Annotated in this window: 23 protein-coding genes and 1 pseudogene; 4 read left to right on the top strand and 20 right to left on the bottom strand. The window is 59.4% G+C overall.

Annotated elements, in window-relative coordinates:
- Positions 1-15 precede the first annotated feature (15 nt).
- From WA367_RS08565 to WA367_RS08555, 3 genes are all read right to left on the bottom strand, one after another.
- Entirely contained in the window at positions 16-597 is a 582-nt protein-coding gene (locus WA367_RS08565) for a peptidylprolyl isomerase (protein ID WP_336056363.1), read from the bottom strand.
- A gap of 69 nt (positions 598-666) precedes the next feature.
- Complete coding sequence (gene coaD / locus WA367_RS08560; RefSeq protein WP_336056362.1) at positions 667-1,167, bottom strand: pantetheine-phosphate adenylyltransferase; 501 nt, start codon at positions 1,165-1,167, stop codon at positions 667-669.
- Between the two features lie 75 nt (positions 1,168-1,242).
- On the bottom strand, positions 1,243-1,854 hold the full coding sequence (locus WA367_RS08555) for a LysE family translocator (RefSeq protein ID WP_336056361.1): 612 nt from the start codon (positions 1,852-1,854) through the stop codon (positions 1,243-1,245).
- 166 nt (positions 1,855-2,020) lie between these two features.
- On the opposite strand from WA367_RS08555, the gene WA367_RS08550 reads away from it, so the two are divergent.
- On the top strand, positions 2,021-2,155 hold the full coding sequence (locus WA367_RS08550) for a hypothetical protein (protein WP_280113656.1): 135 nt from the start codon (positions 2,021-2,023) through the stop codon (positions 2,153-2,155).
- A 70-nt stretch (positions 2,156-2,225) separates the two neighbouring features.
- On the opposite strand, the gene gyrA is transcribed toward WA367_RS08550, so the two are convergent.
- On the bottom strand, positions 2,226-5,036 hold the full coding sequence (gene gyrA / locus WA367_RS08545) for a DNA gyrase subunit A (RefSeq protein ID WP_336056360.1): 2,811 nt from the start codon (positions 5,034-5,036) through the stop codon (positions 2,226-2,228).
- Between the two features lie 256 nt (positions 5,037-5,292).
- Between gyrA and WA367_RS08540 the strand changes: the two genes are divergently transcribed.
- Entirely contained in the window at positions 5,293-5,946 is a 654-nt protein-coding gene (locus WA367_RS08540) for a MarC family protein (protein ID WP_336056359.1), read from the top strand.
- A 75-nt stretch (positions 5,947-6,021) separates the two neighbouring features.
- Here the strand turns inward: WA367_RS08540 and WA367_RS08535 are convergent, their stop codons facing one another.
- Positions 6,022-6,513 (bottom strand): GyrI-like domain-containing protein, encoded by a 492-nt coding sequence (locus WA367_RS08535; protein ID WP_336056358.1) that lies wholly within the window; start codon positions 6,511-6,513, stop codon positions 6,022-6,024.
- 29 nt (positions 6,514-6,542) lie between these two features.
- Positions 6,543-7,040 (bottom strand): single-stranded DNA-binding protein, encoded by a 498-nt coding sequence (locus WA367_RS08530; protein ID WP_336056357.1) that lies wholly within the window; start codon positions 7,038-7,040, stop codon positions 6,543-6,545.
- Positions 7,041-7,791: 751 nt separating this feature from the next.
- Here WA367_RS08530 and uvrA point away from each other — a divergent pair.
- The gene (gene uvrA / locus WA367_RS08525; protein ID WP_336056356.1) at positions 7,792-10,710 is read left to right on the top strand and encodes an excinuclease ABC subunit UvrA; all 2,919 of its coding nucleotides are present in this window, start codon (positions 7,792-7,794) and stop codon (positions 10,708-10,710) included.
- 8 nt (positions 10,711-10,718) lie between these two features.
- Here uvrA and lpxB read toward each other — a convergent pair whose 3' ends face one another.
- The 14 genes and pseudogenes from lpxB to WA367_RS08455 form a co-directional block, all read right to left on the bottom strand.
- On the bottom strand, positions 10,719-11,882 hold the full coding sequence (gene lpxB / locus WA367_RS08520) for a lipid-A-disaccharide synthase (protein WP_336056355.1): 1,164 nt from the start codon (positions 11,880-11,882) through the stop codon (positions 10,719-10,721).
- Complete coding sequence (locus tag WA367_RS08515; RefSeq protein ID WP_336056354.1) at positions 11,879-12,760, bottom strand: LpxI family protein; 882 nt, start codon at positions 12,758-12,760, stop codon at positions 11,879-11,881. The genes lpxB and WA367_RS08515 overlap by 4 nt, the downstream gene beginning before the upstream one ends.
- The gene (lpxA, locus tag WA367_RS08510) at positions 12,744-13,577 is read right to left on the bottom strand and encodes an acyl-ACP--UDP-N-acetylglucosamine O-acyltransferase (RefSeq protein ID WP_336056353.1); all 834 of its coding nucleotides are present in this window, start codon (positions 13,575-13,577) and stop codon (positions 12,744-12,746) included. Before lpxA ends, WA367_RS08515 begins: the two co-directional genes overlap by 17 nt.
- A gap of 16 nt (positions 13,578-13,593) precedes the next feature.
- Positions 13,594-14,055: a 3-hydroxyacyl-ACP dehydratase FabZ gene (gene fabZ, locus WA367_RS08505; RefSeq protein WP_336056352.1), complete on the bottom strand. Its 462-nt coding sequence runs from the start codon at positions 14,053-14,055 to the stop codon at positions 13,594-13,596.
- Positions 14,048-15,106: a UDP-3-O-(3-hydroxymyristoyl)glucosamine N-acyltransferase gene (gene lpxD / locus WA367_RS08500; protein ID WP_336056351.1), complete on the bottom strand. Its 1,059-nt coding sequence runs from the start codon at positions 15,104-15,106 to the stop codon at positions 14,048-14,050. Before lpxD ends, fabZ begins: the two co-directional genes overlap by 8 nt.
- Before the next feature lie 53 nt (positions 15,107-15,159).
- On the bottom strand, positions 15,160-17,523 hold the full coding sequence (gene bamA, locus WA367_RS08495; protein WP_336056350.1) for an outer membrane protein assembly factor BamA: 2,364 nt from the start codon (positions 17,521-17,523) through the stop codon (positions 15,160-15,162).
- 246 nt (positions 17,524-17,769) lie between these two features.
- Positions 17,770-18,873 (bottom strand): RIP metalloprotease RseP, encoded by a 1,104-nt coding sequence (gene rseP, locus WA367_RS08490; protein ID WP_336057079.1) that lies wholly within the window; start codon positions 18,871-18,873, stop codon positions 17,770-17,772.
- A 98-nt stretch (positions 18,874-18,971) separates the two neighbouring features.
- Positions 18,972-19,829, bottom strand: coding sequence for a phosphatidate cytidylyltransferase (locus WA367_RS08485; RefSeq protein WP_336056349.1), 858 nt, complete (start codon positions 19,827-19,829; stop codon positions 18,972-18,974).
- Positions 19,826-20,566: pseudogene (locus tag WA367_RS08480) on the bottom strand (isoprenyl transferase); the annotation flags it as partial. The gene WA367_RS08485 and the pseudogene WA367_RS08480, both read right to left, overlap by 4 nt.
- A 16-nt stretch (positions 20,567-20,582) precedes the next feature.
- On the bottom strand, positions 20,583-21,143 hold the full coding sequence (frr, locus tag WA367_RS08475) for a ribosome recycling factor (protein WP_336056348.1): 561 nt from the start codon (positions 21,141-21,143) through the stop codon (positions 20,583-20,585).
- An 18-nt stretch (positions 21,144-21,161) separates the two neighbouring features.
- Positions 21,162-21,917, bottom strand: coding sequence for a UMP kinase (gene pyrH / locus WA367_RS08470; RefSeq protein WP_336057078.1), 756 nt, complete (start codon positions 21,915-21,917; stop codon positions 21,162-21,164).
- 104 nt (positions 21,918-22,021) lie between these two features.
- A complete protein-coding gene (gene tsf / locus WA367_RS08465) occupies positions 22,022-22,945 on the bottom strand; it encodes a translation elongation factor Ts (protein WP_336056347.1) in 924 nt (307 codons plus the stop codon).
- A 122-nt stretch (positions 22,946-23,067) separates the two neighbouring features.
- Positions 23,068-23,853: a 30S ribosomal protein S2 gene (rpsB, locus tag WA367_RS08460; RefSeq protein ID WP_336056346.1), complete on the bottom strand. Its 786-nt coding sequence runs from the start codon at positions 23,851-23,853 to the stop codon at positions 23,068-23,070.
- A 166-nt stretch (positions 23,854-24,019) separates the two neighbouring features.
- Positions 24,020-24,853 carry an EipB family protein gene (locus tag WA367_RS08455; protein WP_336056345.1) on the bottom strand — a complete coding sequence of 278 codons (834 nt, stop codon included), beginning with the start codon at positions 24,851-24,853 and terminating at the stop codon, positions 24,020-24,022.
- A gap of 109 nt (positions 24,854-24,962) precedes the next feature.
- Between WA367_RS08455 and WA367_RS08450 the strand changes: the two genes are divergently transcribed.
- Positions 24,963-25,427 carry a RidA family protein gene (locus WA367_RS08450; RefSeq protein ID WP_336057077.1) on the top strand — a complete coding sequence of 155 codons (465 nt, stop codon included), beginning with the start codon at positions 24,963-24,965 and terminating at the stop codon, positions 25,425-25,427.
- Positions 25,428-25,431 lie beyond the last annotated feature (4 nt).

The raw sequence follows: 25,431 nt of genomic DNA, 5'->3' as shown, positions 1-25,431 counted from the left end.
CCCCCTTCTATTGAACTACTCGTCCGCCTTGATGCGGACATCGATCATGCGGTCCGGGTTTTCGACTACACCGTTCCGTTTCTTGTCACCACGCTTGATGGCGTCGACATGCTCCATACCCGATTCCACCTCGCCTACAATGGTGTAGGCCCCATTCAGGAAGGGTGCAGGGGCGAAATTGATGAAGAACTGGGAATTTGCCGAATTCGGATCCTGCGAGCGGGCCATGCCCACAGTGCCGCGCTCGAATGTGGCGTCAGAAAATTCGGCGGGCAGATCGGGAAGATCGGAGCTACCGGTGCCGGCACGAGCTGGATTGAAGCCGTCTTCCATGTCACCGAACTGCACATCGCCGGTCTGCGCCATGAAGCCGTCGATCACGCGGTGAAACGCGACATTGTCATAGGCGCCGGAACGGGCCAGTTCCTTGATACGCTCAACATGTTTCGGTGCGAGATCGGGGCGCAGGGCGATCTCCACGATGCCGTCCTTCAGCTCGATCACCAGCGTGTTCTCCGGATCGGCGGCCTTGGCGGCCAGGGGAAAGGCAATTGCGGTCGCAAGCAGCGCGGAAGCGGCAAGACGTGCCAGACGCATGAGTAAACTCCATTATAGATTCTGATTTCGTGATGGGGGCAGAATGTGGTCGGAGCAGGTCTGCGCCACTCAGCCCTTGTATTTTCCAACCAGGGCCTGCCGCACCACTGTGGGGACGAAAGGCGAAATGTCGCCACCCATGCTGGCAATCTGGCGCACCAGGGTCGCGGTGATGGTCCTTACCGAAGGACTTGCCGGCAGAAAAACGGTCTGCAGGTCAGGCGCCATGGTCTCGTTCATTCCCGCCATCTGCATCTCGTAATCAAGGTCGGTGCCGTCGCGCAGGCCACGAATGATGATCGAGGCCCCGTGATCGCGTGCCGCATCGATGACGAGATTATCGAAGGCCACAACCTCGATACGGTTCTTGTCCTCCCGCAGCTCATCGGACGCTGACTGCTTGATCAGGTCGACTCGCTCTTCGAAGCTGAAAAGAGGTTGCTTGCCCGGATGCAGACCGATGCCGCACACGATCTTGTCGGCAACAGTCAGTGCGCCCTTGAGCACATCCAGATGCCCATTGGTGAGAGGATCGAACGAACCTGCATAAAAGGCGATTCTCTCATTCATGCTCATCTCCCGCGGCACCTGAAATTCCTGGCCGGATTAGTGCGTCTCACATGGTTGAAGTCAACCATGGACACATCAACGCCGCGCAAAGGCCAGCCACAACCCGCCACCGATCAGGAAGGTACCCGAGACACGCTCCACGATACGAATGCGCGCGCGGGTGAGGAACTTGCCTGCTCCGGCGGCAGCAAATGCATAGAGCGAGTCACCGATCGTCGCGACGATCATGAATATGCCGCCCAACGCCACGGTCTGGATGAGTGGCGAATGAGCGGGATCGACAAATTGCGGAATGAAGGCGCCAAAGAACAAGAGCGCCTTCGGATTTGACCAGATGACGACAAAGCCTTGCAGGATGAAGGAGGTTTTCGCAGGTGCAGCGCCCTGTTCTGCGAGCTTGCCGTCCGTGCGCCACATCTTCCAGCCAAGCCAGATGAGATAGGCAGCTCCGACAATGCGCAAGATGTCGAAAAGCCAGGCCATGGAAGCAATGATCGCGGCCATGCCGGCCACGAGAACAGCGATCATTGTCGCCAATCCCAGCTGCGTGCCCAGAACATTTTCAAGACCTGCCCGCGCTCCGTGGCGCAAGGAATTCGCAATGATCACCGTGACCGACGGTCCCGGCACCATCACAAGAAGCGCGCACGCCACGGTATAGGAAAGAAGAGTTGCCCAGTCGATCATGATCTTGCTCGCCTCTATTGAAGAACACATGCTGCCGGACAGCGGATCAACATGAACCGCAAGTGAACTTGCCGTTCAGGCCCGGTTGGCATGTGAAAATGCAAATTGCGCATGCAGATGAAACAAAATGACTTGTTTCGTCGTTTAGCGAGCAAGGAGAATGGACATGCTGATCTTTACACTCGCCGCCGCAATGACCTTTGCCATGCTGATCGCCACTGCCATCAGCCTCAACGAAGAGACGCAGCGCGTCAAGCTGGAAAACCGTGTCGCCCGCGACACTTATCCTTATCGCCGCTAAGGCCTAGCTGCTTCGCCCGCCGTCCAGCCGGCAAAGAAGCAGCCGCTCGGAAGCGGCCGCTCATCTTGATCTAGTCTTGAGCGTCTGAAGAATTGTTGTCTTCCGCTGATGGCGCAGACTGCGACTCGGTCGCTTCAGCTTCAGCAGCGTCGGCCAGAACTTCCTCCGCCTCGTCCTGAGGCTCGGAGATGCGCTCAACGGAAACCACCCTCTCGCCTTTGGCCGTGTTGAAGATGGTCACGCCTTTCGTGGCGCGGCTTGCAATGCGTATGCCTGCGACGGGTACACGGATCACCTGACCTGAATTTGAGACCAGCATGATCTGGTCGTCTTTCTCGACCGGGAAGGCCGCAACAACGGGCCCGATCTCGTCGGCTTTCGAGACGTCGGTGGCGCGAATACCCTTGCCGCCACGGCCGATCACCCGGAAATCGTAGCTCGACGACCGTTTGCCGTAACCGAACTCGCTGACGGTGAGGACGAACTGCTCCGCTTCACGCAGCTGCATGTAGCGATCCATGCCCAGTTCGGTCTCCTCGCCGACATCCTCATTGGTAAGTGCAACATCCTCCTCCTCACCCGAGGCAAGACGGCGCTCATTGGCAGCCTGTTTGAGATAGGCCGCACGTTCGGCCGGTGTGGCTTCCACATGGCCCAGAATGGCGATCGAAATGACCTTGTCACCATCAGCCAGATTGATGCCGCGCACGCCGATCGAGTTGCGTCCGGCAAAGACGCGGACATCATCCACGGGGAAGCGGATGCACTGGCCGGCTGCGGTGGTCAGCAGAACATCATCGTCGCTGGTGCAGGTATAGACGCCGAGAATCTCATCCCCTTCCTCATCCAGCTTCATGGCAATCTTGCCGTTACGGTTCACCTGGACGAAGTCGGAAAGCTTGTTCCGGCGCACCGTGCCACGGGTCGTCGCGAACATCACATAGAGATCATCCCAGCTGTCCTCGTCCTCAGGCAGCGGCATGATGGTGGTGATGCGTTCGCCCTCCTGCAGCGGCAACATGTTACGCAGGAACTTCCCGACCGACTGCGGCGAACCCACAGGCAGGCGCCAGACCTTTTCCTTGTAGACAATACCACGGGAGGAGAAGAACAGGATCGGCGTATGGGTATTAGCAACGAACAACCGCGTGACGAAATCCTCGTCCTTGGTCGACATGCCCGAGCGTCCCTTGCCGCCTCGGGCCTGGGCCCGGTAGAGCGAAAGCGGAACGCGCTTGATATAGCCCTTATGCGTGACGGTGACGACCATGTCCTCACGCGGGATGAGGTCCTCGTCATCCATGTCCGCACCGGCGTCGGAAATCTCGGTACGACGCGGAGTGCCGAACTCGTCTTTTACCGCGATCAGCTCGTCCTTCACGATCTGCTGAATGCGCGCGCGGGACGACAGTATCTCCAGGAAATCCGAGATCTCGGCGCCGATCTTGTTCAACTCATCCGCAATTTCGTCGCGGCCAAGGGCCGTGAGGCGTTGCAGACGCAGATCAAGGATGGCCCTCGCCTGCTCTTCCGAAAGATTGTAGGTGCCGTCTTCATTGATGCGGTGGCGCGGATCATCGATCAGGTGGATCAACGCTTCCACATCCTGTGCCGGCCAGCGGCGGGTCATGAGCTGTTCACGCGCCGTCTGCGGGTCAGGCGCGTGACGGATCAGCTTGATGACCTCGTCGATATTGGCGACGGCGATGGCCAGACCGACCAACACATGCGCGCGCTCGCGCGCCTTGCGCAGAAGATATTTCGTGCGGCGGCTGACCACGTCTTCGCGGAAATGCACAAAGGCGCGCAGCATGTCGAGAAGGTTCAAAACCTCCGGCTTGCCGCCATTGAGCGCCACCATATTGCAGCCAAACGAGGTCTGCAGGGGCGTGTAGCGGTAGAGCTGGTTCAAGACGACATCGGCCATTGCCTCGCGCTTCAGCTCGATGACCACGCGATAGCCCTGGCGGTCACTCTCGTCGCGAATGTCGGAGACGCCCTCAATGCGCTTGTCACGCACGAGTTCGGCCATCTTCTCGATCATCGCCGACTTGTTCACCTGATAGGGAATCTCGGTAATGATGATGGCTTCGCGATCATTGCGGATATTCTCGATCTCGACACGGCCGCGCATGACCACCGATCCGCGACCGGACTCATATGCGCTGCGAATACCGGCACGACCAAGAATGATACCGCCGGTCGGGAAGTCCGGACCCGGGACGATACTCAACATCTCGTTTACGGACATGGCCGGGTTCTCGATGAGAGCCACACAGCCATCGATCACTTCCGCCAAATTGTGCGGCGGAATGTTTGTTGCCATACCGACAGCAATACCGCCCGAACCATTGACAAGCAGGTTGGGATAGCGGGCCGGCAGCACCTTAGGTTCGCTTCCAGAGCCGTCATAGGTATCCTGGAACTCGACGGTATCCTTGTCGATATCGCTCAAGAGCTCTTCGGCCACCTTGGTCAGGCGGGATTCCGTGTAGCGCATGGCCGCCGGCGGATCGCCATCGATGGAGCCGAAATTGCCCTGACCGTCGATCAGAGGCAGGCGCATGGACCAGTCCTGCGCCATACGGACCAAGGCGTCATAGATCGCGGCGTCGCCATGAGGGTGATATTTACCCATCACGTCAGCAACTGGTCGCGCCGATTTCACATATTTGCGGTTCCAGTGATAGCCGCTCTCATAGGAAGCATAGAGAATGCGGCGATGGACGGGCTTGAGACCGTCGCGTACATCGGGAAGCGCGCGCGACACGATCACGCTCATCGCGTAATCGAGATAGGAGCGCTGCATCTCCTCGATAATGGAAATCGGCTCGATGTCGTCAGGCTCGATCGGCCCGTTCGGCGTCGTCTGGTCTGTCAAAGCGGTTTCACATTCCGGTTAAAGAATCATACGCTTCTTATATAGGAAGCCGCAGCGGGACTCCAATTTCCCGCAGCTTCAACCACAGCTTATTTCATCAATAACTTCAGTAAGATAAGGGTGGGGCTGTGGACGAGAGCCAAGAAATGAGGCAAAGCTCTTGCGCAAGCGGTCAAAAATCGCGCGAACAGGCGCTTTGGAGCAGCCTGGAATTTGAGATTTGTCGGCACGAAGCCGGTCGGAATTGGAGCTTTTCATGCCGGGTTTTGAAGCCATGCTGAATGCGCTGGTGACCTTGTTGGTGACGGTGGATCCGCCCGGTCTGGCACCGCTCTTCCTGGGCGTTACTGCCGGTATGAACAGGGCCGAACGCGGACAGGTTGCGGTGCGTGCCTGCCTCATCGGGCTTCTGGTACTGACGGTCTTTGCGCTTGCAGGCAGTGTCATTCTCTCGGTGCTTGGCATCACGCTTCCTGCCTTCCGCGTGGCTGGTGGATTGCTTCTGTTCTGGATCGCATTCGAGATGATTTTCGAGCGCCGCCAGGAGCGGCACGAGAAGAGCGCCAAACGCGCCATCACCCGCGACGAGATCCACAATATCGCGGCCTTCCCGCTTGCCATTCCCCTGATCGCCGGCCCGGGTGCGATTTCCGCATCGGTGCTGCTGTCGGGGGAATTTTCCGAACCGGTTGGAAAAGCGGCACTGTTCGGGATCATCGCCCTCGTCTTGCTGATCACCTATTCGGTATTCGTGCTTGCCGAGCGGGTCGATGCCTTTCTGGGTGAAACGGGCCGCTCCATTCTGACGCGCCTCCTGGGCGTGCTGCTGGCCGCCCTGGCGGTGCAATTCGTGTCGGACGGCATCAAGGACCTGTTCCAGCTTGCAGGCGCCGCGGCGGGCTCTGGCTGAGGCACCGGCCCATATCGAGAGCGACAGGACGGCACTGCGCCATCCAGGTCTCGCGACCGAAAATGGATTACGGTTTCAGGCCCGCTCGACCGGCGTCATCAGGCGCAGTACAGGTGCGCCTTCAAGGACTGCAGGTGCGGTATATTCTTCGCGATGATGCATGATGCGGGTTGCCCGCTGCAGGCCTTGCCCCTCAATCCACTCGAACATGGCCTGGTAATGGGCGAAAACGTCACCGTCATCGGCAGAGTGCCAGGCGGTGGCGAAGGACATGCGCGGGAAATCGTGACCGCGCATATCGTCATGCCTTACATACCTTGCCAAAGCGGCGGGCAGTGCGACGAGATAGCGGAAACCATCCGGTTGATCATTCCAGGAAATGCCGATCAAGCCGGTATCCGCGTCCGGCTGGCCTTCTTCCGCGGCTGCGGTCACTGCCTGCTTGCGCAGACCTTCCATGAGCGCGATGACCTTCTTGACCTCACCGCGCCCCGCCTCTTCGTAGGAGCCCTGCCAGATGATCCCGAACAGGGTCTGGGCATCGCGCTCAGTCAGTTCGAAGCTCATCGGCAGTCTCCTGAAATTTCAAGATCGGATCAGAACGGGATCTCGTCGTCCAGATCGCGGGAGTAGCCACCGCCGGAGCTGCCGCCGGAAGGCTCGGCCGGGCTGGACTGGCCGAAGTCAGATCGCTGGCCGCCGCCACCGCCGCCATAGCCGATCTGGTTGTCGCCACCCTGCCCCCGGGTATCGAGCATCTGAAGCTCGCCGCGGAACTTCTGAAGCACCACTTCCGTCGTGTAACGGTCCTGGCCCTGCTGGTCCTGCCATTTGCGCGTCTGCAACTGGCCTTCGAGATAAACTTTGGCGCCCTTTTTCAGATACTGCTCGGCCACCTTGGCGAGATTGTCGTTGAAGATGACGACATTGTGCCACTCGGTACGCTCGCGACGCTCACCGGTCGCACGATCGCGCCACGTCTCCGACGTCGCGATGCGCAGATTGACCACCGGATCACCGGAATTCAGGCGGCGGATTTCAGGATCGGCACCCAGATTGCCGACCAGGATGACTTTGTTGACACTGCCTGCCATGGCCTAACTCCACTCAATTCCTATCTCGCCGCGCCTGCGGCATTCGTCAGTCGAAGCACCTTAATGGAAATGTGGACATGCAGTTGAATTTGCCGCGGGTGCCGCGCCTTCGTCCACAAATCTTTTGTTCTTTATTTGTTCTATCGTTGCGACGCCTGTTAAGCAAGCGCCCCGTCCGCGATGGCTGTCAACTGCCCACAGCTCACAAAAAAGCCCTGCAGCCATCTTGGGCTTCCAGGGCTTTTTCGGTCTTCTGACCTATGCCGGCCTCTAGCCGGATCTATGCTTGGCGGCGATCGCCACCTTCAAATTTCTACCAGCGATGTGTTGTGATGCACCGCCTCCGCAAGACGCCATTGCTGGCGCTGTCGCGACATTCACCGGTATGCGGCAGAGCGGTGTGGCTCCGTTCAGTGACAGAGCCCTTAGTAACAGTCAGGTGGAGTCATGCCTCACTCCCAGATCCACTACCTTTGTTCAGCCGTGTCACCGTTTCGGGCTTGTCCGGCAACACTGGCTGTAATTGCAGAGTGCGCCCTTCCAATTGAAGCGTCAAGAAGTCGGCAAAAAATGTGATCAATATGTCAGGAGACTGTTCGTTGTTTGTTCTTTTCACTTGCCTGAAAGAGGGTAAACCCGCAAAAGAATAGCAGCCATGCGCGCGCGGCCATCGACATTGCGCGACACATACCTACATGAGGCAAGGCTGAATTCAGACTCTTGCAGAAATTTTACAAGGCAGCGACGGGGCATGCCCGAGAACAAGCACATCACCATCCGCGGCGCACGCGAGCACAATCTGAAGAATGTCGATCTCGACCTTCCGCGTGAGAAGCTGATCGTCATGACGGGCCTGTCGGGCTCCGGCAAGTCGTCGCTGGCATTCGACACGATCTATGCGGAAGGCCAGCGGCGTTACGTGGAAAGCCTGTCGGCCTATGCACGACAGTTCCTGGAGATGATGCAGAAGCCCGATGTGGACCAGATCGATGGTCTATCGCCTGCTATCTCAATCGAGCAGAAGACGACCTCCAAAAATCCGCGATCAACGGTGGGCACCGTCACCGAGATTTATGACTATATGCGCCTGCTCTTCGCGCGCGTGGGTGTGCCCTATTCGCCCGCAACCGGCCTGCCGATCGAAAGCCAGACCGTCAGCCAGATGGTGGACCGCGTTCTCGAGCTTGAGGAAGGGACGCGTCTCTATATTCTCGCGCCGATCGTGCGCGGCCGGAAAGGCGAATATCGCAAGGAGTTGGCGGACCTTCAGAAACGCGGTTTTCAGCGCGTGAAGGTGGACGGCACATTCTACGAAATCGCAGACGTGCCTGCGCTCGACAAGAAGTACAAGCATGACATCGACGTGGTCGTCGACCGCATCGTCGTGCGACCGGACATGGCCACGCGCCTTGCGGATTCCATGGAGACCTGTCTCACGCTTTCCGGGGGACTGGCGGTTGCGGAATTTGCAGACAAGCCGCTTCCCGCCGACGAGACCTCCAGCGGTGGATCGGCGAACAAATCGAAGAACGAGACGCATGAGCGTGTGGTCTTCTCGGAAAAATTCGCCTGCCCGGTCTCCGGCTTCACCATTCCGGAGGTGGAACCGCGCCTCTTTTCGTTCAACAATCCTGCTGGCGCCTGCCCCACCTGTGACGGCTTGGGTAGCCAACGCGACATCGACACGGATCTGGTCGTTCCGGATGAGAATGCGATCCTGCGCGAAGGTGCTATTGCGCCCTGGGCGAAAAGCACGTCGCCCTATTATCTCCAGACGCTCGAAGGTCTGGGCAAGGAATTCGGCTTCAAGGTCTCCAACCGCTGGAAGGAGCTGTCTCCCGAAGCGCAGAAGGCCATTCTACACGGCACCGGCACAAAGAAGATCGCATTCGATTACAATGACGGTCTGCGCAGCTATCGCACGACCAAGCCATTCGAAGGCGTGGTCACCAATCTTCAGCGGCGCTGGAAGGAAACCGAGTCGGCCTGGATGCGCGAGGAGATCGAGCGCTACATGTCGGCTCATCCCTGCCCCGCCTGTAACGGATATCGCCTGAAACCGGAGGCACTGGCCGTCAAGATCGACGGCCTGCATATTGGCGAAGTCACCGCCAAATCGATCAAGGCTGCGCGGTTGTGGTTCGAGAACCTGAACGACCGCCTTACCGACAAGCAGAACGAGATTGCCGCGCGTATCCTGAAGGAAATTCGCGAGCGTCTCGTATTCCTGGATGATGTGGGCCTCGATTACCTTTCGCTGTCGCGCAATTCCGGCACCTTGTCAGGCGGTGAGAGCCAGCGCATCCGTCTCGCTTCACAGATCGGTTCGGGCCTGACCGGCGTGCTCTACGTGCTGGACGAGCCTTCCATCGGCCTGCATCAGCGAGACAATGACCGGCTTCTGGCGACGCTGCGCCATCTTCGCGACCTTGGCAACACGGTGATCGTGGTCGAGCATGATGAGGATGCCATTCTCACCGCGGACCATGTGGTGGATATCGGACCTGCGGCCGGTGTTCATGGCGGTCGCATCATCGCCGAAGGCACGCCAGCCGAGATCATGGCGAACCCGAATTCACTCACCGGCAAATATCTGACCGGAGAAATGGGCATCGCCAAACCTGAGAAGCGGCGCGAGATTTCCAAGAAGCGGCGCGTGCGCGTGGTTGGTGCTCGCGGCAACAATCTGAAGGATGTAACCGCCGACATTCCGCTTGGCACCTTTGCCTGCGTCACCGGTGTCTCAGGTGGCGGCAAGTCCACCTTCCTGATCGAGACATTGTTCAAGGCCGCGTCGCGCCGCATCATGGGTAGCCGGGAGCATCCCGCCGAGCATGACCGGATCGAGGGGCTGGAGTTTCTCGACAAGGTCATCGATATCGACCAGTCGCCTATCGGGCGCACCCCTCGTTCCAATCCGGCGACCTATACCGGCGCCTTCACGCCGATCCGTGACTGGTTTGCCGGCCTTCCGGAAGCCAAGGCGCGGGGCTATCAGCCGGGACGATTCTCCTTCAATGTGAAGGGCGGGCGCTGCGAGGCCTGTCAGGGCGACGGTGTCATCAAGATCGAGATGCACTTCCTGCCGGACGTATATGTCACCTGCGATGTCTGCCACGGCAAGCGCTACAATCGTGAAACGCTGGAAGTCACCTTCAAGGGCAAATCCATCGCGGATGTTCTTGAGATGACGGTGGAGGAAGGCGTCGAGTTCTTCGCCGCCGTGCCTGCTGTTCGTGACAAGCTCGCCACGCTTGCACGCGTGGGGCTCGGCTATATCCATATCGGCCAGCAGGCCACAACGCTTTCAGGCGGTGAGGCACAGCGCATCAAGCTTGCCAAGGAACTGTCAAAACGCGCGACCGGCAAGACACTCTATATTCTCGACGAACCCACCACGGGTTTGCACTTCCATGATGTAGCAAAGCTTCTGGAAGTGCTTCACGAGCTTGTTGACCAGGGCAACACGGTGGTGGTGATCGAGCACAATCTTGAGGTCATCAAGACGGCCGACTGGATTCTTGATCTCGGTCCCGAAGGTGGTGACGGCGGTGGCGAACTGGTTGCGGCGGGGTCTGTCGAGGACGTCATGGCCGAGCCGCGAAGCTATACCGGCCAGTTCCTGAAAGAACTTCTGGAGCGCCGCCCGGCGAAACAGGCTGCCGAATAGGCAGCCTCCTACCGGTCAAGTACCTTCATCACGGCCTTGGCTGCCAATTCACCGGATGGTTCGGGGGTCGAAAGCATGGCTGCGACCTCTGCAAAGCCCTCGCGCTGCGCTTTTCGTGTCGGCGTGTCTTCCCACAGCTGCTCGGTCAGCCGCGCCAGATATTCGGGCCGCACGAAATCGTCAAAAAACTCCGGCACGACCGGCCACCCCGCAATCAGGTTTGGCAGCGATGCCGACCAGACTGTGATCATCGAGATCAACATGCGCGCGAGCGGGTCCGTCTTGTAACAGCTGATAAAGGGCACGCGGGCGAGCGCCAGCTCCAGCGCCACGGTTCCCGAGCAGGCGAGTGCTGCGTCCGCCTGCGCGAAGGCGCGCCACTTGCCCTGACTGTCGTGTATGATCTGCGGGCGCACGGCCCAGTCGCGCGTGCCCTGCTCCACCAGTTCCGCCACATGGGGTACTGTTGGAAGAAGCAGATCAAACTCGTGACCGCGGTCAGTGAGTTGCCGCACCGTCTCGCCAAAAGGCTTGAGCAGCTTCGTCACCTCGCCACGGCGCGAGCCGGGCAGGACAAGCAATGTCTTTCGGCCAGTTTCCGGTATTGGGGGACGCGCCAATTGCTCATGCGCTGCGGCGAGAAGATTGCTGTCCGCGTTCAACCGATGCCCGACATAGGTGCCTTCCGGCCCACCAAGCTCTTCCAGAACCCTGGGTTCGAAGGGCAGCAGACATAGGATGTGGTCTACATAGGGCTTCATCTGTGCGGCCCTGCCCGGACGCCAGGCCCACACACTCGGGCAGACATAGTGCACGACGGGTATGTCGGGCTCTTCGTCATGGACGCGACGGGCCACGCGCAGTGCAAATTCCGGGCTGTCGATTGTTATGAGGCAATCCGGCCTGGCCTCCACAATTGCCCTCGCGGTCTGTCGGATGCGGCGAAGCAGGCGCGGCAGATCGCGAATGATCGCAGAAACTCCCATCAATGCGATGTCGCCTGATGGGAACAGGCTCTTCAACCCGAGGGTTTGAAGATTGTGCCCGCCAACACCGATGAGCTCTACCGCTCTGCCCGACTGGCGCTCAAGTGCCGCCACGAGATCTGCACCGAGAAGATCGCCGGATTCTTCGCCGGCTATGACCGCGATACGCAGGGGCTTGCCGCTCACCGCTCCGTCTCCCGCATGCCGAAGATGAACAATCCGTGGCTGTCGGCACGTCGGATCGTTTCTGCCATATCGAGAACTATCGCGCGCTCCGCGTCCACGGCTATGCCCGACAACCCGGCCTCTGCCGCATCGCTGACTGTCCGGGGTCCGATTGTGGGCAGATCCGCGCGGGCATCCTGTTGTGGCTTAGCACATTTGGCAAGAACGCCACCCTTTGCACCGGCCAGGCGGCCATGGTTGCGCAATTCCTTCATCCGCTGAAGGAGACCGTCTGTCCCTTCTATGCCTTCCAGAGCGACGGCACGTCCACCGACCGCAATGGCTGCCTGACCGACATCCAACCGTCCAATTGTCCTTGCGGCTTCTGCAGCAGCCTCGATGTCCTGCAGGCCCTGACGGTCCGGCTTCACGCGCCCCAAGGGACCGGCTGGCGCGAGCAGATCCGGTACGATTTCATGCGCGCCCAACACTTTGATGCCACGGCTTTCGATGAAGCCGATCACCGCGCGCAGGAGGCCGTCATCACCTTGCGCATAGGCCCTGATCAGGCGTGGAAGCTGAAGAAGGAATGAAGGGGGAAAGCGCAGATCGCGCAGCGGAGGCCGTGTTGCGACACCGCCAGCCAGTACAAGTCTGTCGACATTCCAGCGGTTGAGTTTCGGCAACATGACAGCGAGACGCGCCGGTGGCACCGGATGCACATCCAACCCGTCATAATCGGTGGGATTTGCCTCACCCTCGATGGCAATTACGACGGGTGCCTGCCCCTGTCGCAGGAGGGCATCGACCACCTGTCTGGGCAGCAGACCACTTCCCGCGACCACGGCGACGCGACCTTCCTGTGCTTGAGGTGGGCCGGTTTCAGTCCTCGGCTGCATCGTCAGCATCGCCGCCACGCCCGCGCGGCGGAACCGTGAAATGGCGCTTTTCCTGGCCGCGCACGAATGCAAGCATGTCTTCAACGACTGCGGAACCCGCAAATGCCTCTTCAACGCGTGCGATATTGGCCGTCATCGGCTCTGACGGGTCAAAAAGCATGCGATAGGCCTTGCGCAGTGCGGAAAGCTCACTGCGCGCCATGCCGGAGCGCTTCATGCCGACCACGTTGAGACCGCGCAGCCTGGCTCGATCACCGACCGCCATACCATAGGGTATGACATCGCCGACCACGGCTGCAAAGCCGCCGAGGAAGGCGTGATGGCCCACGCGCACGAACTGATGGACAGCGGCGTAACCCGACAAGATGACGCCATCTCCGATTTCGGAATGCCCCCCCAGCCCGGCATAATTGGCCATGGTGACCTTGTTGCCGACGATGCAGTCATGGGCCACATGGCTGTAGGCCATCAGGTAGCATTCATCACCGACAATGGTGGTTCCGCGGCCTTTTTCCGTGCCGCGATGAATGGTCATGCCTTCGCGGATGATGCATCTGCGGCCAACGGTCAGCGTGGTCGGCGCGCCGTCATATTTGAGATCCTGCGGCGGACCGCCAAGAGCGGCACCGGGATGGATCTCGCAGCCTTCGCCGATGGTCGTGTGCCCCTGAATGCTGACATGGCCGACAAGCTTGACGCCGTCCTTCAGCACGACATGGGGTCCGATGTGGCAGAACGGACCGATGCTCACATCCGCGCCGATTTCCGCACCATCCTCGATGACGGCACTTTGATGAATTTGTGTCTGGGCAGACATCAGATCAAGCGCGCCTTCAGTCCTTGCCGGACATCATGGCGGAGATGGTCGCCTCGGCAACCTTCGTACCGTCGACCTTGGCCTCGCAGGCGAATTTCCAGATATTGCCGCGCTGCTTCTGCTTCTGCACATGGATTTCCAGGCGGTCACCCGGAACCACCGGCTTGCGGAACTTGGCGTTGTCGATGGTCATGAAATAGACCACCGATGGCTGCTCATCGCCTGCGCTCTTGATGCAGATCGCGCCGGCCGTCTGCGCCATGGCTTCAACGATAAGAACGCCAGGCATGACCGGCTGGCCGGGAAAATGCCCCATGAAGTGCGGTTCGTTGAAGGTCACATTCTTGATGCCGACGGCGGAGTTGTCCGCGTCGATATTCTCGATCCTGTCGACAAGCAGAAACGGATAGCGGTGCGGAAGCGCTTCAAGAAGTCCCAGAATATCAAGGCTTGTCAGCTTGTCGGTCGCATCAGTCATTGCGCTTCTTTCCCTTGTGCTTTTCCTCAACAAGACCACGTATCGCGGCAATCTCACGGAAGGCCTGCCGCATGGGCTGTGCAGGCGCACCCGCCCAACGCTCGCCAGCTGGAATGTCGTTCATCACGCCGCTGGATGCGGCAAGCTGGACCCGATCCCCGATCGTGATGTGGTCGGCGATACCGACGCGGCCGCCGAGCATGACATAATCACCCAGCACCACCGAACCCGACAGTCCGCAATGACCGGCGATCACGCAACCGCGCCCGATACGCACATTATGCGCAATCTGAACGAGGTTATCGATCTTGGTGCCCTCGCCGATGATCGTATCGGATAATGCGCCACGATCCACGGTGGTGTTTGCGCCGATTTCTACATCATCCTGGATGATCACACGGCCGATCTGAGGATTTTTCTCTAATCCTTTTGGCCCCGGCAGAAAGCCAAAACCATCCTGCCCCACCTGCACGCCACCGTGCAGGATAACCCGATCTCCCAGAAGGGCGTGCTGAACGCTGGTATTGGGGCCAATGAAGCAATCGCGCCCGATGCGCGATCCGGGACCGACAACCGCATTCGGTGCGATCACGGTGCCTGCGCCGATCTGGGCATGCGCACCGATAACTGCGCCGGCCTCGACGGTGGCGCCATCTTCGATCATGGCAGAATCGGCGATGATCGCGCGGGCGGAGACGCCTATCTCTCCAGTCATCGGATGCGGACGCACCGACTGCGGGTAAAGCAGGCGTCCCACAGAAGCGAAAACCATCTGCGGCTTGTCGGTAACAAGCACCGCCACACCTTCGGGAACGGCTGCAACATGGTCATGGCTGCAAAGGATCGCCGCAGCGTTCAGGCTTTCAAGACCTGGTTGCTTGCGCTTTGGGTCCATGAAGACAAGCGCGCCCTCACCGCCTTCCGTAACGGGAGCGAGATGCGTGATGAGATTTTCCGCAAACCGATTGTCTGCAAGCTGCGCACCAGTGAGCGCTGCAATTTCGCCCGCCTGATAGTGGCGGGCCGGGCTAAAAAACACCGGATCGTTCATAAATGCCTTTCGCCCGGGCGCTTCTCGCCCCCGGGCTTGGACCTGATTTTCGACTAGAACCGGGTGGAGATACCGAAGTTCCAGTTCTGGATACGGTCAGTGTCTTCCTTGACCACCGGCTCGGCATAGTCGACGCGCAGCGGACCGAAAGGCGAAGCCCAGATCAAGCTGGCACCAACGGATGCGCGCCAGGCCATATCCGTGCCGCCAACATCAGCACTTGTGTAGTCGCTGCCGTAGAGCGTGGCCGCATCAGCAAAGAATGCACCGCGCAGACCGAAGCTTTCAGGAATGATCGGCATCGGGAACTGCGCTTCCACTGTTCCGTGGAAATAGGTGGTGCCACCAAGATAGTCACGACCGCCGCTCGAGGTCGTCTCGTACGGACCGATGCCGTTGTACTTGAAGCCGCGGATCATGCGGTCATTGCTGTTGAACTGGTCGAAGATGCGAAGCTTCTCGTCACCAATCGCAGCAATGTGTCCACCACCAACAGTCACAAGACCGACCAGATCAAGCTCGTCGGAGAGCATGTGGTAGTAGTTGGCGCGACCCGTGACCTTCACAAATTTCGCGTCACCGCCCAGGCCAGCAACTTCCGTGGTGAAGTTGGCATAGACGCCTTCACGCGGGCTCTGCAGATTGTCGATGGTGTTGTAGACGAGCGATCCGCTGACAGAGGATTTCTTCCAAGTGCCCTGGCTGATTGCCTGATCTACAGCGGTCGAAACGCTAGCCGAAGCGTAATCATCGCCCCTGGTGTATTCTTCCTGCGAGTAGTTATACGCAAGCTGGGCCGTCAGGGCCTCGGTGATCGGAAGACCGAAGCGAACGGTCGCGCCGGTCGTTTCACGATCATAGATGTCCTGATCGGAAGAGTTCGAGAAGGTTCGGGTGTTGCGGAACACGTCGAAACCAGCAGCAATCCGGCGACCGAGGAAGTAAGGCTCGGTGAAGGAGAAGCTGTAGTCGCGGGAATCTTCACCACCGGAAGCCGACAGCTTGATGAACTGGCCACGGCCCAGGAAGTTGCGCTCGGTGACGGATCCCTGCAGAGAGAAGCCGCCGCCGGAAGACCCCCCGGTCGTGTAGCCCGCACCGATGGAGAATTCACCGGTCGACTTTTCAACAACGTCCACCACCAGAACAACCTGGTCGGGCTGGGAGCCCGGAACGGTCGCGATATTGACAACCTGGAAGTAGTTCAGGCGCTCCAGACGCTTCTTTGCGCGCTGAACCAGAACCTGATTGAAGGCGTCACCTTCCGAAAGGTCGAACTCGCGACGAATGACATAGTCACGCGTGCGGTTGTTGCCGCGGATCTCGATGCGCTCGATATAGGCGCGCGTGCCCTCGTCTACCGAGTAGACAACCGAAATGGTGCGGTTTTCGAAGTCACGGCTGCCGCGCGGCGTCACTTCCGCAAAGGCGTAACCAAGGCCAGCAACTTCCTCGGTCAGCGCAATGATGCTTTCTTCCACATCTTCAGCGCTGTAGGTGCCGCCGGCGCGCGTCTGGATCACACGCTCAAGCGTCTGCGTGTCCACACCCGGGATCGTTGTTTCGATGGCAACGTCGGAGAATGTGTAACGCTCACCTTCCTCGATGGTGAAGGTGACATTGTATTCGTTGTCCGCACCGAGCGTTCCCGAAGAGGAGATGATGCGGAAATCGGCATAGCCGCGATTGTAGTAGAAGCGGCGCAGCGCTTCCTCATCCGCACGTAGACGATTTTCGTCATAGATGTCGTCGCGCATCAGGAAGGACAGGAAGTTCGACTGCTTGGTCGACACGACGTCGCGAAGGCGACGATCGCTGAAGGCGTTGTTGCCGACAAAACTGATGGAGCCGATCTTGGTGCGACCGCCTTCCTGCACTTCGTAGATTACATTGACGCGACCGTCTGCCAGTTCCTGAACGCGCGGAGTCACCGTCGCTTCGTCACGGCCGATCTTGCTATAGGCGTCGCGGATTGCCTGCGCATCGGCTTCCATCGCGGCATTCGAGAAGGCAGCGCGCGGACGCAGCTGGACGGCCTGCTCGAGATTGCGATCCTTGATCTTCTTGTTGCCCTGGAAGAGCACCTGATTGACGATCGAATATTCATCGACCGACACAACAAGCGTTGAGCCCTGCTGGGTCACCGACACATCGGCGAACAGGCCGGTGTTGAAGAGCTGCTTCACAGCCTCGTTCAGATCAGCCTGGGTGAAGGACTGGCCGGGCGTGATGCCGACATAGTTGCGGATGGTCTCGGCATCGACGCGCCGATTCCCGCGAACCTCAATCCGGCTTACTGTTGCGGCTTCGGCAACGGAAACCGCCGCAAGCTGCACAGCAACCGCGCCAGACATGACCATTCCGGCCGAGAGCGCTACCGCCGAAACGGCGCACATGAAACTGGAAGCTGCCTTCATTGGGCCTTAAAACCTTCTATTCTCGTTATCCCCGGGCGAGAAATCCGGACAAGCGGGCAATGTGCCTACGGTAATAGCCGGATTTTCCATACACGCAAGGGATCTGGTTAATTTGCGTTTACGAAACTCAGCTTCGTGACCGTAGAGCCACGCTAATCTCCCGCCTTGGTAAACACTCTCACAACAACCACAACCCTGGCGCGGCAATCGCTCGCCTGATTCCCGCTGCAGCATACAGGTTCGGCTTCAGCATCCAAAGAGGTCATTCCAGAACACGAACCCCATGAACGCAAGCACGACGAGCATACCGACGCGGTAAAACTGTTCCATCACCTGCTCCGATACGGGCCGGCGCATGACGGCCTCCAAGCCGTAGAACATCAGATGGCCGCCATCAAGCGGTGGAATGGGCAAAAGATTGAGAATGCCGATGCCCACCGACAGAAGCGCGACCAATTGAACCAGCCATTCGAAGCCCAGCGTGGCCGCCTTGCCTGCCATATCGGCGATCTTGACCGGCCCACCCAGCTGACAGCGATCCTCGCGGCCCATGACCAGACGCTTCATGAACTGGCCGGTGCGCAGCATGATGAAGCCTGTCTCGGCGACACCTTCCTTGAGCGCGTCCACCGGGCCGAACTCCACCCTGCGGAACTGCCCAAGCTCCTCATTGTTGACCACTCCGATCACGCCGATTTTGATGGTGTTGCCGAGCGCGTCCTTCTGCTCGACAATTTCAGGCGTCGCAGTGACTTCGACCTCCTCCCCATCGCGCACCAGGGTGATGCGGAGCGGATCACCTGCCCTGCCCGATACCAGCCGCTGAACATCGGAGAAGGTCTCAACGCGCGTCCCCTCTACGGCGAAGAATCGGTCGCCTGGCTGGATGCCGGCTTCTGCAGCGGGACTGTCGGGGCGCACTTCGGCGACCATGGGCTCGGAGATGAACTTCCCGAACATGGAGAACATCACGGTGAACACCGCGATTGTCAGCAGAAAATTGAAAAGCGGCCCTGCGAACACGGTTGCCGCACGCTTCCATACCGGTTGGGTGTGGAAGGCCACCTTGCGCTCTTCGTCCGACAGATTGTCGTCTGCAGCATCCGGACGGCTGGTGACCGACATGTCACCGGCAAACTTCACGTAGCCGCCAAGGGGAATCGCCGAGAGTTTCCAGCGCGTGCCCTTACGGTCATTGAAGCCGAAGAGTTCCGGGCCGAAGCCGATGGAGAAGGCGCGCACACCAATGCCGCACCAGCGGCCGACCAGATAGTGCCCCATCTCATGGACGAATACGACGATCGTCAGCACGAAGAGAAACGGCAGGATCGTGCCCAGCATGAAATTCATCAGCCAAAGAAGGGAAGCGGTAATTTCAGCCAAACCAGTTTCCTGTCACCAACTCGAAATTTTGTCATGGCGCCCATGAGCTGGGCGATATTCCATATCTACAGCGCAAGCAGTCCCGCAGGCAGAGTGCCAGCCATGCTTGCCAGAGCAAAAGCTGCATAAAGCAGCAAGGCTGCAGCAACCAGACCGTCCACCCTATCCATCACACCGCCATGTCCGGGAATGAGCGAACCTGAATCCTTCATCCCGTTGCGCCGCTTCAGCGCAGACTCGAACAGATCGCCGGCCTGAGAAACCACCGACAGCGCAAGCGCCAGCAATGCAGCGAATATCAGAGCTGCTCCGGATACACCCATTACCATGAGCAGTCCCACGCCGGCTGCGCATGCACCGACGGTACCACCCGCTGCCCCGCTCCAGGTCTTGCCGGGCGAGATCGAAGGCGCGAGCTTCGGACCGCCCAGGGCTCTGCCTACAAAATAGGCAACGATGTCGGTGGCCCAGACCACCGCATAAAGGTAGAGAACGATGATGAGGCCATTCATCGTGTCGCCCCGCAAGGCGGCGATGGCCAATGCAGGAAGCGCGGCATAGGCGATGCCGAACGCGTTCCAAAGCCCTGCATTGCTGCCCAGGGCATGCAGCCCCGCAAGAAGGCTGGCCAGAGCTATGGCAATCAACACCACCCAATCAGGCATGCCCAGAACGAGAGGCACGAGCGCGGCGACAAGCGCACCCCATGCAAGCAGCCGGTTGTCCCGGGGCAAGGTCGGCTTCATGGCAGACCATTCATGGAACACCAGAAGCGCAAGGGCTGCCGCGAAAAGCCGGTAGACCGGTCCGCCCAGAAACGTGGCAAAAAGCACGATAACGGCCATGACGAGTGCGGAGAGCACGCGCAGACGCAGGTCGCTTCTTGGCTTTACCGGTGATGCGGCGGCAGGCTCGTTGCTCATAAAGCTGCTTCCTGTATCCCTACCCCGCCATAGCGGCGGTCGCGGCTTGCATAGATCTCCAGCGCGTTTGCCAGATGCTCATGGCCGAAATCCGGCCAATTGACTGGCAGGAATACGAATTCGGAATAGGCTGCCTGCCAGAGCAGGAAATTGGACAGGCGCTGCTCGCCACTGGTGCGCAGGATCAGGTCAGGATCGGGAATATCCGCCGTATCGAGCGCGCCGGCCATGCGCTCTGGCGTGATGTCGGAGGGATCAAGCCTCCCCGCCTGCACCTCGCGCGCCAGTATCTCGGCCGCACGCGCAAGCTCGTCGCGCGAGCCGTAATTGAAGGCGACCACCAAGGTCATGTTGGTGTTGTCGGCGGTGAGACTTTCGGCCTCTTCCAAGAGGCGCAGAATATCGGGTGCAAGCCCTTCGCGCCGGCCCAGAATGCGCACACGCACGCCGTTCTTGTGCAGTTCCGCCAGATCGCGGCGGATGAAATGCTTCAAGAGCCCCATGAGATCATTGATCTCGGCCTTCGGGCGGGACCAGTTCTCCGAAGAAAAGGCGTAGACGGTCAGGTAGGAAATACCCTCCTCGCCTGCCGCGCGAACCGTGCGCCGGAGCGCCTCAACGCCCGCGCGGTGGCCGGCGGAACGCGGAAGTCCGCGAGCCTGTGCCCAGCGGCCGTTCCCGTCCATGATGATTGCCACATGCGCAGGCTTCATGAATGCTCCCCGTGCGGTGCTTAGTGCCGCGCCTGCAGCACTACACCTGCATGATTTCTGCTTCCTTGGTCGTCAGAAGCTTGTCGATTTCCTTGATACGTTCGTCGACCATCTTCTGCACACGATCAGCCTGCTGACGATGTTCATCCTCACTGATGACACCATCCTTCTCAGCTTTCTTGAGCTGCTCCATGCCGTCACGACGAACATGGCGCGCAGCAACGCGTGCGCTTTCGGCATATTGATGCGCGATCTTCACGAGTTCCTTGCGGCGCTCCTCATTGAGCTCCGGCAGAGGAATGCGCAGCGTATTGCCATCGACGATCGGGTTAAAGCCCAGATTGGATTCGCGGATCGCCTTGTCCACCGCCTGCACCATGGACTGATCCCAGATGGAAACGGAGATCATGCGTGGCTCGGGAACGGATACCGTGCCGACCTGACTTATCGGCATGGTGGACCCATAGGCTTCCACATGGATCGGGTCGAGCAGATTGGCTGAAGCGCGTCCCGTGCGCAGTGATGCCAGGTCGTGCTTGAATGCGCTTACTGCGCCATCCATGCGGCGCGACAAGTCGTTGAAATCGATACCATCAGGCATGTTGCTCTCCCCTTAGGCCTAAGCGTGATTTGCATGCGCGGCATCTTCCACCACCGTGCAGTGCCCGCCGCCTTTCAGTATGGCTCCGAACCCGCCTTCTTCGTGAATCGAGAAGACGATTATCGGAATGTGGTTCTCCCGTGCAAGCGCGATTGCTGCCGTGTCCATGACGGCAAGGCCATCTGCCATCACCTGTTGGTGGCTGATGCGCTCGTAACGCGTTGCGGTCGGATCCTTCTTTGGATCAGCCGAATAGACGCCGTCAACCTGAGTGCCCTTGAAGAGCGCATCCGCACCAATCTCTGCTGCACGCAACGCGGCCGCCGAATCGGTGGTGAAGAAGGGATTGCCGGTACCACCGGCGAAAATCACGACCTTGCCCTCATTCATATAGGTGGTCGCCTGGCGCTGGGAGAAGCTCTCGCACAGCTCAGGCATGGCAATGGCAGACAAAACCACCGCATCGACACCGATCTTGACGAGAGAAGTGCGCAGCGCGAGCGAATTGATGACTGTCGCGAGCATGCCCATATGGTCGCCGGTCACCCGATCACCGCCCTTGGAGGCCACCGCAACACCGCGGAAAATATTGCCGCCGCCGATAACCACGCCGACTTCCACACCAAGCGAACGCGCCTCGGCGATGTCTCGCGCGATGCGATCAACCACCGAAACATCAATTCCAAATCCCTGGCTGCCCATCAGCGCCTCGCCCGAGGCTTTGAGTACGACGCGGCGATAGCGTGTGGTCACGATCTGCTCCCTGTCCGGCATGGCCCGGCATGCGATGGTAGGCCGGGCTGTCATTTCATTGTCGCCTACACGAAGGGCACCGCGTTGTCACGCGATGCCCCTTGTTTAAGTCAGCAATGGGTTGCTTACTTCTTTACGGCTGCAGCCACTTCTGCCGCGAAATCCGACTCTTCCTTCTCGACACCTTCGCCGAGCGCAAAGCGCACGAAGCTGACGATCTTGGCCGGAGCGCCGATTTCCTTCTCGGCCTCTGCGAGTGCCTGCTCAACGGTCTGGTCGGGATTGACCACGAAAGCCTGCTTTACGAGCACAACTTCCTCGAAGAACTTGCGCATGCGGCCTTCGACCATCTTCTCGATGATGTTCTCGGGCTTGCCGGACTGGCGCGCCTGCTCGGAGAAGATCTCCTTCTCACGGGCAACAGCTGCCGGATCGACTTCGGCCTCGGACAACGCCAGCGGGTTGATTGCGGCGACATGCATGGCGACCTGACGGCCGAATGCGCGCGCTGCGTCTGCATTGCCCTCGGTCTCGATAGCAACGAGGACACCGATCTTGCCGAGGCCGTCTGCTGCTGCATTGTGGATGTAGCTTGCAACGGCACCCTTCTCGACGGAGAGCTTGGCCGCACGGCGCAGCGACATGTTCTCGCCGATCGTGGCGATCGCGTCCTTGATGCTGTCTTCAACAGTCTTGCCGGAAGCCGGATAGTTGGCGGCAGCGACCGCCTCAACCGAACCGTCGGTGGAGAGTGCAACCTCTGCCACGTTCTTTACCAGCTCCTGGAAGGCGTCGTTGCGAGCAACGAAGTCCGTTTCGGAGTTGATTTCGACGACAACGGCGCTGTTGTCATCGGATGCAACACCGATGAGGCCTTCGGCAGCCGTGCGGCCAGCCTTCTTGTCAGCCTTGGAAATACCCTTCTTGCGCAGCCAGTCGACAGCCGCTTCCACGTCGCCGCCGGTTTCGGCCAGCGCCGTCTTGCAATCCATCATGCCTGCGCCAGTCATCTCGCGCAGTTCTTTGACCTGTGCCGCTGAAATGCTCATCGTCGCCTCTTCAATATCCAATTGCGTGAACGGCCGGGCAATGAATGCACCGGCCGCTTGATGAACGGGGAGACAAAACTCCCCGCACTACCATTTGTGCGAACCTCGCAGGAGGCTCACAATCAGCCGTTATTCGCTTCTTCAGCAGCCGGAGCTTCTTCGAGAGCTGCTTCAGCCGGCGCTTCTTCCATCTCGCCCATATCCATGCCCAGGGCACCCTGCTGGCGCTCGATGCCGTCAATGGCAGCCTTGGCGATGAGGTCGCAGTAAAGAGCGATTGCGCGCGATGCGTCGTCATTGCCCGGGATCGGGTAGTCGACGATGTCCGGATCACAGTTGGAGTCGGTGATTGCGACAACAGGAATGCCCAGACGGCGTGCTTCCTGAATGGCGATCGCTTCCTTGTTGGTGTCGATCACGAACATCATGTCAGGCGTGGAGCCCATGTCGCGGATACCGCCAAGTGCACGCTCAAGCTTGTCGCGCTCGCGCTCGAGGTTCAGGCGCTCCTTCTTGGTGAAGCCGGAAGCGTCACCGGCCAGCAGCTCGTCAAGACGGCGCAGGCGCTGGATGGAGTGCGAGATCGTCTTCCAGTTGGTCATCATGCCGCCGAGCCAGCGGGAGTTGACGTAGTACTGGGCCGAACGACGAGCAGAATCAGCAACGATCTCGGAAGCCTGACGCTTGGTGCCGACGAAAAGAACGCGACCGCCCTTGGCGACGGTGTCGGAAACAGCCTTCAGCGCCTGATGCAGGAGCGGGACGGTCTGGCTCAGATCGATGATGTGAATATTGTTGCGGGCGCCAAAGATGTAGGGGCCCATTTTCGGGTTCCAGCGGTGAGTCTGGTGGCCGAAGTGAACGCCTGCTTCGAGAAGCTGGCGCATGCTGAAATCAGGCAATGCCATTTTCTTTTTCCTTTCCGGTTAGCCTCCGCGGGTCGTCAGGCGGTAAAACCGCCACCGGAGGTGTCTGTCGGATTTCTCCCGACAGCTACCAAAAACCCGCGTGTGGAATGGGCGCGCATATAGACCGATATGCGCACTAATGCAAGCAGGCGCGGCGTCCCAGGCGCTATTGCACCTGCGCTTCGCACTCCTGATCTTCGTCGAAGAGTTCCAGATCCACGAGATTCGCCTTCATCGAGTAGTCGGTATAGCGAATGAGCAAATCGCGCTGGATGCCGTTAGGATGCAGCTTGAAGCTGACATTGTAGTCACTCACCTGCTCACCGACACCTTCCTCTTTGTCGAAATAGGCCGCGGTGACAGGATAGAATTCCTCATCGGCCAGCGCTCCAAGCGCATCGCGCTCCTCGTCCCCCGCCTCAACCGGGCGCGGCTTGCCCAGGACCACGGTCACATCCACCGCATCTTCCACGAATTCGGTGCCGTCGAAGACGCGGGTCTGGTAGAAGTTCTCGCCATTCGCGGCCTTCGCCAGAAGCTCCTTGAGCTGTGCAATCGGGAAAAGTGTGGGCTCGAACTCGTGCTGAGCCTTTTCTGGCCCTGTATAGTCCACGATGGTCTTGCCATCGCTCAGGCGCGCCGTTCCCTCGACGACACTCTCGTCGTCCCGATCGATGAATGATTTGGTGACGAAGCGAAACGTCTCGCCCTTTGCGTCTTCAAAGCTTGTGATGCGCTGATCAATCATGCGCGGCCCGTCGGTCATGTCGAACTGCATGACGATACGCGACTTCACCGTATAGCCGACACATTGCGAGCCGGAGAACTCGAAAACCCATCTGCCTTTGAGCGAATCAATCGAATCGTCGTCACTTTCGGCAAGCTGCAGATCATAGACGGCCCTATGCGATTGCAGCGCCTCGGCCTTGGCGGGAGCAACGCCGCCGACCACCGTGATGAAGGCAGTGGCAGTCAGAAGCATGAGGCGCATCAGGCGCATGGACTTGTCTCCCGTCTTGGATGAGTTTGTGTTATCGCGCTGTAACACGCTTCCTCTTCTGTCATGGCAAAACAGAGGCGAGGCCGCAAATGGTGCGAAAGGAAAAATGATGGGCAATGAAATCGACAAAAGGCTGCTTGAACTTGGTGTGGAACTTCCGGAGCCTGCCGCCCCGGCCGCGAATTATCTGCCTTTTTGTCAGTCAGGCAAGCTCCTCATCACTTCCGGCCAGCTTCCCATGAAGGACGGCAAGCTGATGGCCATGGGTCTCGTCGGACAGGAACTGGGTGTAGAGGCAGGTAAACTTGCCGCGAAGTGGTGTGCGGTAAACATCCTCGCCCAGGCGCGTGCAGCGCTCGGCTCGCTTGAGAAGATCGAGCGGATCGTCAAGATCACGGTTTTTGTCGCGTCAACGCCGGAATTCACCGAGCAGCATCTCATCGCCAATGGCGCTTCGGACTTTTTCGCTGCAGCTCTGGGCGACAAAGGCCGACACGCCCGCTCAGCCGTCGGGGTTGCATCGCTTCCGCTAAACGCTCCAGTGGAAATCGAAGCCATTATCGAGGTGGCGTGACATC

This window comes from Nitratireductor sp. CH_MIT9313-5, from assembly GCF_037029545.1.
Taxonomy (GTDB): domain Bacteria; phylum Pseudomonadota; class Alphaproteobacteria; order Rhizobiales; family Rhizobiaceae; genus Chelativorans.
This window is presented reverse-complemented; position numbering and strand designations above follow the sequence as displayed.